Origin of the sequence: Corynebacterium sp. (assembly GCF_012837295.1) — a bacterium.
In the GTDB taxonomy this organism is placed as follows: domain Bacteria; phylum Actinomycetota; class Actinomycetes; order Mycobacteriales; family Mycobacteriaceae; genus Corynebacterium.
The window spans coordinates 1-10,817 of record NZ_DURI01000192.1; the positions used below are offsets into that span (position 1 = coordinate 1).

General features: G+C 69.2%; 8 protein-coding genes and 1 pseudogene. 1 reads left to right on the forward strand and 8 read right to left on the reverse strand.

The genetic code is table 11. The annotated features are described in order from the left end of the window. Positions 1-317: 317 nt before the first annotated feature. Entirely contained in the window at positions 318-1,280 is a 963-nt protein-coding gene (gene rfbD / locus GX015_RS06455; RefSeq protein ID WP_291343716.1) for a dTDP-4-dehydrorhamnose reductase, read from the reverse strand. A 149-nt stretch (positions 1,281-1,429) separates the two neighbouring features. On the opposite strand from rfbD, the gene GX015_RS06460 reads away from it, so the two are divergent. Further along, positions 1,430-3,022, forward strand: a complete 1,593-nt coding sequence (locus GX015_RS06460; protein ID WP_291343718.1) for an LCP family protein — start codon at positions 1,430-1,432, stop codon at positions 3,020-3,022. Positions 3,023-3,044: 22 nt separating this feature from the next. Here GX015_RS06460 and GX015_RS06465 read toward each other — a convergent pair whose 3' ends face one another. The 7 genes and pseudogenes from GX015_RS06465 to GX015_RS06495 form a co-directional block, all read right to left on the reverse strand. Continuing rightward, positions 3,045-4,778, reverse strand: coding sequence for an AMP-binding protein (locus GX015_RS06465; RefSeq protein WP_120983244.1), 1,734 nt, complete (start codon positions 4,776-4,778; stop codon positions 3,045-3,047). A 144-nt stretch (positions 4,779-4,922) separates the two neighbouring features. Further along, complete coding sequence (locus GX015_RS06470; protein WP_291343722.1) at positions 4,923-5,807, reverse strand: CoA ester lyase; 885 nt, start codon at positions 5,805-5,807, stop codon at positions 4,923-4,925. A gap of 127 nt (positions 5,808-5,934) precedes the next feature. Continuing rightward, positions 5,935-7,143 carry an acetyl-CoA C-acetyltransferase gene (locus tag GX015_RS06475; RefSeq protein ID WP_291343725.1) on the reverse strand — a complete coding sequence of 403 codons (1,209 nt, stop codon included), beginning with the start codon at positions 7,141-7,143 and terminating at the stop codon, positions 5,935-5,937. A gap of 156 nt (positions 7,144-7,299) precedes the next feature. Then, positions 7,300-7,968: a CoA transferase subunit B gene (locus GX015_RS06480; RefSeq protein ID WP_102212483.1), complete on the reverse strand. Its 669-nt coding sequence runs from the start codon at positions 7,966-7,968 to the stop codon at positions 7,300-7,302. 1 nt (position 7,969) lies between these two features. After that, on the reverse strand, positions 7,970-8,695 hold the full coding sequence (locus GX015_RS06485; protein ID WP_102212506.1) for a CoA transferase subunit A: 726 nt from the start codon (positions 8,693-8,695) through the stop codon (positions 7,970-7,972). A gap of 5 nt (positions 8,696-8,700) precedes the next feature. Further along, positions 8,701-10,398 carry an AMP-binding protein gene (locus GX015_RS06490; protein WP_291343730.1) on the reverse strand — a complete coding sequence of 566 codons (1,698 nt, stop codon included), beginning with the start codon at positions 10,396-10,398 and terminating at the stop codon, positions 8,701-8,703. A gap of 96 nt (positions 10,399-10,494) precedes the next feature. Next, positions 10,495-10,817 (reverse strand): annotated as a pseudogene (locus tag GX015_RS06495) (HpcH/HpaI aldolase/citrate lyase family protein); the annotation flags it as partial.

Sequence of the window (10,817 nt, forward strand, 5' to 3'; positions counted from 1 at the left end):
ACTTGCTTCCTTACCTCACTTACTATGATACAGGTGTTCGACCGCCACGCAATCGAACGCGAGGCAACGTTTCGGCGACTTTATGCACCACGAGCACCATTCGCACCGTTCAATGTTCCACCACATGGGATCGAACTCACTGACGAAAGTCCACGGCCGACCGGCTCGGACCGCGGGCCCCTGCGAACGGGCAGGCCGGGCGCGGGGGATTAAGGCCGCCCCGGTCGGCGCACAGGTCCACACAGGCCGACTACCCGGCACTGCGGGCCTGGGCCTGGCGGCCTGCCCAAAGCGCCCAGTCCCGCGAGGACAATCCCCTACTCCGACTTAGCCCCCAGAGACCGGCGAAGTCCGTCGCGCCACTCGGGCAGAGGCGCGAAACCGGCGTCGACCCAGGCTCCGCCATCGAGCACGGACCACGCGGGCCGCTTGGCGGGACGGGGAAACTCCTCCGACGTGCACGGGCGCACGCGGGCGCGGGCGGCCTTACTCTCCGCGGCATCGCCGCCGCGCAGCTCCGAGGCCATGGCGAACACCTCCGACGCCACGTCGTGCCACGTCGCCGCGCCAGTTCCGGTCACGTGGAAGACGCCGCCGACCGGGCGCAACGCCAACTGCCACAGGGCATCGGCGAGGTCGTCGACGAACGTGGGGCTCCCGTGCTGGTCGTCGACGACGTTGATGGACTCGGGCCCCTCGCCGACCCGCCCGCGCTCCTCGAGGCGCAGCATCGTCGACACGAAATCGGGCGCCTCCGGCTGCGTCGGCCCGGAAAACACCCAGGCCGTGCGCACGATCGCGGCCCGCAAACGCGCCTCCGCCACCGCATCGAGCACCGCACGCTCCCCCGCCAGCTTCGTCCGGCCGTACGTGGTGTCGGGCGAGGTGGGATCATCGGCTCGGAGGGGACGCCGCGCCGCTGCCGCTCCTCTTTCCCCTTGCCCTGCCCCTTCCCCGAACACGTAATCCGTGGACACGTGCACGAAAAACGCCCCCTCCTCCGCGCACCGCCGGGCGAGCAATCCGGGCGCGACGGCGTTGATCCGCTCCGCGCCCGCCTCCCCCTCGGGAGTCTCCGCGCCATCGACGTCGGTCCACGCGGCGGCGTTGATCACGACGTCCGCACCGCGCAGCGCCGGATGAGCCGCCACGGCCCCCGCATCCGCGACGTCCAGATCCTCGCGCGTCAGCCACGTCACATCGACGCCCGCGCCCGGCATCCGCCGCCGCAGCGCCGTCCCCAGCTGCCCGCCGGCGCCGACCACCACCGCCCTCGTCACGGCGCCGCTTCCCCCCGCTTCATGGGCTTTTCCGGCGCGTGGTTCGGTCATCGGGCATCCGTTTCATTATCGTGGGGGCGACTGAGTCGTCGTAAAGCAAAAAGCTTGCTTTGCGACGCCCACCTGTCGGCACCAACCGTAGTGCACGCATGGAAGGAACCACTTTGAGCGCACGCAAACCCCAGTCGAGGCACGCCCGGGCCATCCAGGCGCCTCCGACGCAGGGCCGCGACGTCAGCCAGGCATGGCCGGTTCCGCTGCGCTACGTGCTCATCCTCGTGTCCGTGCTGTGCCTGGTCGTCTCCGCGGTCGGCTGGTGGACCGTCGGCCGCGCGGCCGGCAACCTGGGCTCCGGCGGCGACTTCTCGCTCGGCGAGGAGAAGGACGGCGCCACCGACATCCTCCTCGTCGGCTCCGACTCCCGCACCGATGCGCAGGGCAACCCCCTGACGCAGGAGGAAATCGACCTGCTGCGCGCCGGCGACGAAGAGGCGACGAACACCGACACGATCATCGTCATCCGCGTGCCCAACGACGGGTCGTCGGCCACGGCGATCTCCATTCCGCGCGACACGTACATCAAGACGGTCGACGGCAACAAGAAGATCAACGGCGTCTACGGCGACAAGAAGCAGGCCACCGCCGAGAAGCTCGTCGGCGAAGGCACCTCGCCCGAGGACGTGGAGAAGCGGTCCACCGAGGCCGGCCGCCAGGCGCTGATCAACTCCGTCGCCGACCTCACCGGCGTGACCGTCGACCACTACGCCGAGGTCGGCCTGCTCGGCTTCGTGCTGCTCACCGACGCCATCGGCGGCGTCGACGTCTGCCTCAACTACGACGTCTACGACGAGTTCTCCGGCGCCGACTTCCACGCCGGCCGCCAGACCCTCGGCGGCGCCGACGCGCTGAGCTTCGTGCGCCAGCGCCACGGCCTGCCCCGCGGCGACCTGGACCGCATCACCCGCCAGCAGGCGTTCATGGCGTCCTTCGCCAACAAGCTGCTGTCCGCCGGCACGCTGTCGAGCCCCGGCAAGCTCAACGAGCTCGGCGGCGCCGTCCAGCGCTCCGTGGTGCTGGACAACGACTGGGACGTCATGGGCTTCGCCACCCAGATGCAGGGCCTGACCGGCGGCAACGTCAAGTTCGAGACCATCCCCGTCACGTCCATCGACGGCGTCGGCGACTACGGAGAGTCCGTGGTCACCGTGGACCGCGGCCAGGTGCACAAGTACTTCGACGAGCTCCTCGGCGACCCCGAGGCCGAAGCCGCCGCCGAGGCCGCCAAGCCCCGCGACCACGACCCGGCCGAGTACACGGTCAGCGTCTACAACGCCACGGGCATCGAGGGGCTGGCCGCCCGCGCCGCCGGGGTCCTGACCGAGAAGGGCTACGTCGAGGGCACCGTCGCCAACGCCGAGTTCGCCGGCGTCGCCCTCAGCCAGGTCAACACCTCCGACCCGGATGACCCGGCCGCCGCCGCGATCTCCGAGGCGCTCGGCGGCCTGCCGATCGTCCACGACACCACCATGGAGCCCGGCACCATTTCCGTCACCGTCGCCGGCGACTACGAGGGCCCGGGCCTCTACGAGGACGGCTCCGGCGCCGCGACCACCGAGGAAGCCGCCGAGCCCGTCGACGACGGCGCCACCGGCGACGTCGTCGGCCAGGAGGGCATGGCCCCCGAAGAGGACCTGAGCAAGCACATCGACGCCGGCGGCGACGGCGTCATGTGCGTGAACTAGGAGCCTCCTCCGGCCCCGAAGATCAGACCCAGTTCAGGATCTTCGGGGCCATTTCGCGCATTTCCACCTTCCGCACCTTGCCGGACGCCGTCATGGGGAACGCGTCGACGACGTGCAGGTAGCGCGGGATCTTGTGACGGGCCAGCTTCCCGTGGGCGAACTCGCGGAACTTGTCGACGGTCAGCGGAGCCGCCCCATCGTGGAGGATGACCCAGGCCATGATCTCCTCGCCGTACTTGTCGTCCGGCACGCCGATGACCTGAGCGTCGACCACATCGGGGTGGGTGAACAGGAACTCTTCGATCTCGCGCGGGTAGATGTTCTCGCCGCCGCGGATGAGCATGTCCTTGATGCGCCCGGTGATGGCGAGATAGCCCTCGTCATCGAGCGAACCCAGGTCTCCCGTGCGCATCCAGCCGTTCTCGTCGATCGCCTCGGCGGTCTTTTCCGGGTGACGCCAGTACTCCTTCATGACCGCGTACCCGCGCACGAGGATTTCGCCCTGCTCGCCTCGCGGCAAGGTTTCGCCCGTGGCCTGGTCGACGACCTTCGCTTCCAGGTGCGGCATGATCTGGCCGACCGTGTGCACGCGCTTTTCCGGGGAGGAGTCGCGGCGGGTTTGGAAACTGCACGGCGAGGTTTCCGTCATGCCGTAGCAAATGGCGATCTCCCGCATGTTGAATCGCTCCATCACCTCCGTCATCGTCTTCGACGGGCAGGACGTGCCGCCCATGATCCCGGTGCGCAGCGAGGAAAGGTCGTACGGGCTGCCGTACTCCTCGTGGTCGTGGGCTTCCTCGAGCTCGACGATGAACATCGTCGGCACCCCGTACAGCGAGGTCGCCCGCTCCGAATGAACCGCCTTGAGCACGTCGCGCGGCTGGAAGACGGGGCCCGCGATGATCAGCGCGGCACCGCGGCCGAGCGCCGCGATGATGCCCAGCACCATGCCGAACGTGTGAAAGAACGGGATCGGCACCACGACGCGATCGTGCTCGTCGTAACCCAGCAGCTCGGCGGTCTGGTTGGCGTTGTTCAGCAGGTTCCGGTGCGTCAGCGTGGCACCCTTGGGGAAACCGGTCGTTCCCGAGGTGAACTGGATGTTCACCGGATCGTCGGCCGCGACGGCCGCGAAGGCGGCGTCGAGGTCGGCACGGTCGCCGTCGACGTCGCGGGCCATGATGTCCCGCCACTGGTCCGATCCGAAATAGATGACGTCGCTCAACTCGATGCCGCGCTGTTTCGATGCTTCGACGAGCATGGTGCGATAGTCGGAATCCTTGTAGCGACGCGCGGCGAAGACGCACCGGACGCCGGCCTTTTCCAGCACGTAATTCAGCTCGCTCTGGCGGTACGCGGGATTGAGGTTGACCAGGATCAGGCCCAGGCGATGGCACGCGTAGGACACGACCGGCCACTCCCAGCGGTTCGTCGACCAAATGCCGACGCGGTCACCATTTCGGTAGCCGGCGCGTACGAGCGCCGCCGCCAGCCGATCGACCTTCTCGCCGAACTCCCGGTAGGTCAGGCGCACGTCGGCGAATACGTCCACGACCGCCTCACGGTCGGGGACCCGCCGGATCTGGGCGTCGAGGGCTTCCCCGAGCGTGTCGGAGCGCAGCGGCGCCGCCCCCTGGTCCACGGTCGCGCCGATCACGTGGGACAACGGGCGCCCGTCCGCATCGACCACCTCCCTTCCGTACGGGGCGGGCCTGGTGAGGATCTCGGTGGCGTTCATCGTCGCCGCAACGGTCATGATGATTCTCCCTGGGTCGATTTCGGTCAGACATATCGTCTGTGGCCACCCCGACCATAATGTGACCCGGGACACAATTGTTCAGTTATCGGCGATTAATCTTCACTGGCGAAATAAACCGCCGATTTCACCCCCGACCGGGGCCTATTCCCCGGCTCGCGCGACGGTGATCGCGGCTTGCCTGACGACGGGGGCGTCGATCATTTCGCCGTCCAGCTGGAAGGCTCCGACGTTGTCGGCGGCGCGCCCGAGGATGCGGCGCGCACGGTCGAGCTCCTCATCGGAAGGCCGGTAGGCGCGGCGGACGGCCTCGACCATCGCCGGGTGGATGCAGGCGGTGCCCGCGAAACCGCAGCCCGCGGCGTCGAGGGCCTCGAGGTACTGGCCCTTCTCGTCGCGGAAGTCGACGTGGACCGCGTCGATGGCGGCGATGCCGTTGGCCGCCGCATGGATGACCATCATCGTCCGCGCCAGCTGTTGCGGGGCGCGGTAGGGGCGCAGCGGCGCATCGGGACCGCCGGGAATGCCGGCCGCCTCCGCCTCGTCCGGGGTGATCCGCGAGGAGGTGCCGCCCAGCTCGGCGGCGAGATCCTCGGCGCCCCAGAACAGCCCGACGACGTCCGGATGCGACGCGATGGCGCCGATGTTGAGGATCGCCTCCGGCGTCTCGATCATCGCGATCACCTTCAGCCCGGCGAGCTCCTCCGGAATGCGTTCGCGGACCTTCGGCAGCATGACGACGTCGTACGGGCCCTCCTGCGCCAGTTCGGCGTCGCCGGCGAAGGTTGGGGTGTCCGGGCCCGTCACGCGGAGAATGGTGCGCGCGGGGTCCAGCGGATTGTCCGCGATGTTGCGGCGCGCGGCCTCGTGTCCGTCGAGGGCCGCCCCGTCCTCGAGGTCGACGATGACGACGTCGGAACGCTCCGCCGCCTTGGCGAAACGGTCCGGCCGGTCCGCCGGGGCGAACAGCAGGGCGGGGCCGGCGGGGAGCCAGGCGGGGGCGGAGGGTGCAGAAGTCGGGGGATTCATGCCATCGAAATTACCGGGGCGGCGGACGCGGGGAGGCGGGCGTCGCAAAGCCCTCCCCCGGGCCCAGACGCGAAAAACCCGACATCACCGCGGATGTCGGGTTTTCGATGTCGGGATGGGACCCGAACTAGTCGCGGTACAGCAGCAGGGCGTCGCCCTGGCCGCCGCCGCCGCACAGCGAGACGCCGGCCTTGCCGGAGCCGCGGCGCGACAGCTCCATCGCGGCGGTCAGGGCCAGGCGGGCACCGGAGCAGCCGATCGGGTGGCCCAGCGCGATGGCGCCGCCGTGGATGTTGCACTTGTCCAGCGGGTAGTCCAGGTCGCGCAGCGACTTCACGGCGACGGCGCCGAAGGCCTCGTTGATCTCGATGAAGTCGAGGTCGGACGCCTCCCAGCCGGCCAGTCGCAGGGCCTCGGCCAGCGAGTCGGACGGCTGGGCGTGGAGGCCGTTGTCCGGGCCGGCGGTCTGGCCCGCCTTGCCGACGACGGCGAGGTAATCCAGGCCGCGCTCCTCGGCCCAGCCGCGGCGGGCCAGGACCAGCGCGGCGGCGCCGTCGGAGATCGGCGAGGAGTTGCCGGCGGTGATGGTGCCGTTGTCCTTCAGGAACACCGCGCGCAGCTTGGACAGCGACTCGACGGTCGTGTCCGGGCGGATGCCCTGGTCGGCGTCGACGACCACCGGGTCGCCCTTGCGCTGCGGGATCTCGATCGGGGCGATCTCCTGCGCGAAGATGCCGTCGGCCTGGGCCTTGGCGGCGCGCTGGTGCGACAACGCCGCAACCTCGTCCTGGTCGGTGCGGGAAATGCCCAGGTCCGCGTTGGGGCCGTCGGTCAGCGTGCCCATGGACACGCAGTCGTAGGAATCGACCAGGCCGTCGAGCTCCAGCGAATCCTCCAGCTTCAGCGAGCCGTAGGACTTGCCCTTGCGCACGCCGTGGGCGATGTGCGGGGCGTTGGTCATGGATTCCTGGCCGCCGGCGACGACCACGTCGACCTCGCCGAGGCGGATCATGCGGGCGGCGTGGATGACGGCGTCGAGGCCCGACAGGCAGACCTTGGACACGATCTCGGCCGGGGTGGTCCACGGCAGACCGGCCTTGATGGCGGTCTGGCGGGCCGGGTTCTGGCCGGCGCCGGCGAGGATGACCTGGCCGAGGACGACGCGGCCGACGTCCTCCGGCTTGATCCCCGCGCGCTCGACGGCGGCGCGGACGGCGTGGGCGCCGAGGTCGACGGAGGTCATGCTGGCCAGCTGGCCGAGCATCTTGCCCTGCGGGGTGCGGGCGCCGGCGAGGATGACGACGTCGTCGGCGTTCGGGGTGGTGTTTCCGGTCATGGTGTTCGTCTCCCTGTGGGCGCTGCGCATCGGCAGCGCGGTGATGTTTCGTCGAATTGCTTCGTTGGCTCGCTCAGTTAACGGAGCCTAGCGGTTTTGGGCCGGGGCGGGGCGGAAATTCGTGACCGGGGTCACCTGTCCGCCGCGCCCGGCCCGCTAGTCCTCCAGGTCCACCACGTACGCGGCGGCGGTGTTGTTCTCGATGTCGCCGAGCGTCACGCCCGGCGCGAGGCGGCGCAGGATCAGGTGATCGTCGGCGACGTCGAAGCTGCCCAGGTCGGTGATGATCCGCTTGACCACCTTCGCGCCGGTCAGCGGCAGATCGCACTCCTTGACCAGCTTCGGCGAACCGTCGCGGGCGACGTGGTCGGTGAGCACCACCACGCGCGGGGTGCCGGCGACGAGATCCATCGCGCCGCCCATGCCCTTGACCATCTTCCCGGGGATCATCCAATTGGCCAGGTCGCCGGACTCGGAGACCTGCATGGCGCCGAGCACGGCCATCTTCACGTGGCCGCCGCGGATCATGCCGAAGCTCGTCGCCGAGTCGAACACGGCGGCGCCGGGCACGAGGGTGACGGTCTGCTTGCCGGCGTTGATCAGGTCGGCGTCCTCCTCCCCCGCGTAGGGGAAGGGGCCCATGCCCAGGATGCCGTTCTCGCTCTGCAGCAGCACGCGCACCCCGTCGGGGATGTGGTTGGCCACCAGCGTCGGGATGCCGATGCCCAGATTGACGTAGTCGCCGTCGTTCAGCTCGGTCGCCGCCATGGCGGCCATCTCGTCGCGGGTCCAGCCCCGCTTCTCCGCGGTCTCATTCGGTGCCATGTCAGATCTCCTCCCCGGCCGCGGCGGGGCGCGGCCTGGTGGTCCGTTGTTCGATGGGCTTCTCGCGATCGGTCGCCGGCACGACGTGGTCGACGAACACGCCGGCGGTCATGACCGAGTCGGGCTCGACGGAGCCGCGATCGAGCAGCTCCTCCACCTGCGCGATGGTGACCTTGCCGGACGCCGCGCACAGGGGGTTGAAGTTCTGGGCGGTGGAGCGGTAGACGAGGTTGCCGTCGACGTCGCCGCGCCAGGCGTGGACCAGCGCCAGGTCGGCGACGATGCCGCGCTCCTGGACGTAGGTGCGGCCGTCGAACTCGGCGTGCGGCTTGCCCTCGGCGACGAGCGTGCCCACGCCCGTGGCGGTGTAGAACGCGGGGATGCCCGCACCGCCGGCGCGGAGTCGCTCGGCGAGCGTGCCCTGCGGGTTGAACTCCACCTCCAGCTCGCCGTCGAGGTACTGCTTGGCGAAGAGCTTGTTCTCGCCGACGTAGCTGGCCACGACCTTGGACACCTGGTGGTTCTCCAGCAGGATGCCCAGCCCCTGGCCGTCGACGCCCATGTTGTTGGACACGATGGTCAGGTTCTTGGCCCCGGAGTCGCGCAGGCCCTCGATGAGGTCGAAGGGCACGCCGCACAGGCCGAACCCGCCGACGGCGATGGTCATGCCGTCGCGCACGTTGGCCGCGACGAGCTCGCGGATGGACGCATCGGTGGTCTTCGACATGGCGATCACACCCAGCCCAGCAGCTTCGGAGCCATCTCGCGCATCTCGACCTTGCGCACCTTGCCCGACGCGGTCATCGGGAAGGAATCCGTGACGTGGACGTAGCGCGGGATCTTGTGGCGCGACAGCTTGCCGTGCGCGAACTCCGCGATCTGGTCGGCGGTCAGGTCCCCGTCCTCGTCGTGAAGAATGACCCAGGCCATGATCTCCTCGCCGTACTTGTCGTCCGGCACGCCGATCACCTGCGCGTCGACGATGTCCGGGTGCGTGAACAGGAACTCCTCGATCTCGCGCGGGTAGATGTTCTCGCCGCCGCGGATGAGCATGTCCTTGATGCGGCCGGTGATGGCCAGGTAGCCCTCGTCGTCGATGACGCCGAGGTCGCCGGTGTGCATCCAGCCGTCCTCGTCGATGGCCTCGGCGGTCTTCTCCGGGTGGTGCCAGTACTCCTTCATCACGGAGTAGCCGCGGACGACGACCTCGCCCTGCGCGCCGCGCGGCAGGGTCTCGCCGGTGTCCTCGTCGATGACGCGGGCCTCGAGGTGCGGCATGATCTGGCCGACTGTGTTGACGCGCTTGTCCAGCGGCGAGTCGGCGCGGGTCTGGAAGCTCACCGGCGAGGTCTCCGTCATGCCGTAGCAGATGGCGATCTCGGTCATGTTCAGCTTGTCCATGACGTCGCGCATGGTCTTCGACGGGCAGGACGTGCCGGCCATGACGCCGGTGCGCAGGGTCGACAGGTCGTAGGGGCTGCCGTACTCCTCGTGGTCGTGGGCCTCCTCCAGCTCGTTGATGAACATGGTGGGCACGCCGTACAGGGACGTCGCCTTGGCGGAGTGGACGGCCTTGAGGGTTTCGCGGGCCTTGAAGCTCGGCGCCGGGATGATGATCGCGCCGCCGTGGGTGAAGGTGGCGAAGGTGCCGATGACCATGCCGAAGGTGTGGAAGAACGGCACCGGCACGCAGACGCGGTCGTTCTCGGTGTAGCCGAGCAGCTCGCCGATGAAGTAGCCGTTGTTCAGCAGGTTCCGGTGCGTCAGCGTCGCGCCCTTGGGGAAGCCGGTGGTGCCGGAGGTGAACTGGATGTTGATGGGGTCCTCGGGCTTGACCTCGGCGACGTACTCGGACAGGTCGTCGATGTCGCCGTGCATGCGCTCGTACCAGTCGGCGGAGCCGAAGTAGATGACCTTGTCCAGGTTGACGCCGCGCTGCTTCGACGCCTCGATGAGCATCGTGCGGTAGTCGGAGTCCTTGAAGCGGCGGGCGGCGAAGACGCAGCGCACGCCGGCCTTCTCCAGGACGTAGTTCAGCTCGTGCTGGCGGTAGGCGGGGTTGATGTTGACCAGGATGAGGCCAAGGTGGTGGCAGGCGTACTGGACGACGGTCCACTCCCAGCGGTTGGTGGACCAGATGCCGATGCGGTCGCCCTTGCGGTAGCCGGCGCGGACGAAGGCGGTGGCCAGGCGCAGGACGCGGTTGTAGAAGCGCTCGTAGGTGAAGGACACGTCGGCGTAGACGTCGACGATGCACTCCTTGGAGGGGTACTTCTCCACGATGGCGCGGAGGTTCTCGCCGAGGGTTTCGGTGCGCAGCGGGGCGGCGCCCTGATCGACGCCGGCGCCGATCACGTGGGACATCTTGTTGCCGTCGTCGTCGACGACGTCCTTGCCGTAGGGGGCGGGGGCGGTCTTGAGCTGGGACATCGGTTTCTCCTGGTGGTCCGTGCCGCGGGGTGCGGGTCGTGCTGGGTTGGTGCGGGGATGGTGCGGGAAGGGTTTGCGTTTCTTGCTTTGCGACGCCTACGTGGCAGCCGCTTCGGCGCGTCTGGCGATGGCTTCGGCCTGGCGGAACAGCGGGGCATCGACCATGCGTCCCTCGAAGCTGAACGCTCCCCCGTCGTCGCGGGCTGCGGCGAGCAGGCGGCGGGCCCAGTCGGCTTCCTCGTCGGTGGGGCGGTAGGCCTCGCGGATGGTGGCGACCTGCCCGGGGTGGATGCAGACGGTGGCGGCGTAGCCCAGGGCGGCGGCGTCGAGGGCTTCGGCGCGCAGGCCGTCGTCGTCGGCGATGTCCACGTGGACCGAGTCCAGGGCGGCGCGGCCGAAGGCGGCGGCGGCGAGCTGGG

Bases quoted from the DNA above. Each gene is read 5' to 3' on its own strand.
- GX015_RS06460 (WP_291343718.1), top strand. From the start codon at position 1,430: ATGGAAGGAACCACTTTGAGCGCACGCAAACCCCAGTCGAGGCACGCC.
- GX015_RS06465 (WP_120983244.1), bottom strand. From the start codon at position 4,778: ATGACCGTTGCGGCGACGATGAACGCCACCGAGATCCTCACCAGGCCC.
- GX015_RS06470 (WP_291343722.1), bottom strand. From the start codon at position 5,807: ATGAATCCCCCGACTTCTGCACCCTCCGCCCCCGCCTGGCTCCCCGCC.
- GX015_RS06475 (WP_291343725.1), bottom strand. From the start codon at position 7,143: ATGACCGGAAACACCACCCCGAACGCCGACGACGTCGTCATCCTCGCC.
- GX015_RS06480 (WP_102212483.1), bottom strand. From the start codon at position 7,968: ATGGCACCGAATGAGACCGCGGAGAAGCGGGGCTGGACCCGCGACGAG.
- GX015_RS06485 (WP_102212506.1), bottom strand. From the start codon at position 8,695: ATGTCGAAGACCACCGATGCGTCCATCCGCGAGCTCGTCGCGGCCAAC.
- GX015_RS06490 (WP_291343730.1), bottom strand. From the start codon at position 10,398: ATGTCCCAGCTCAAGACCGCCCCCGCCCCCTACGGCAAGGACGTCGTC.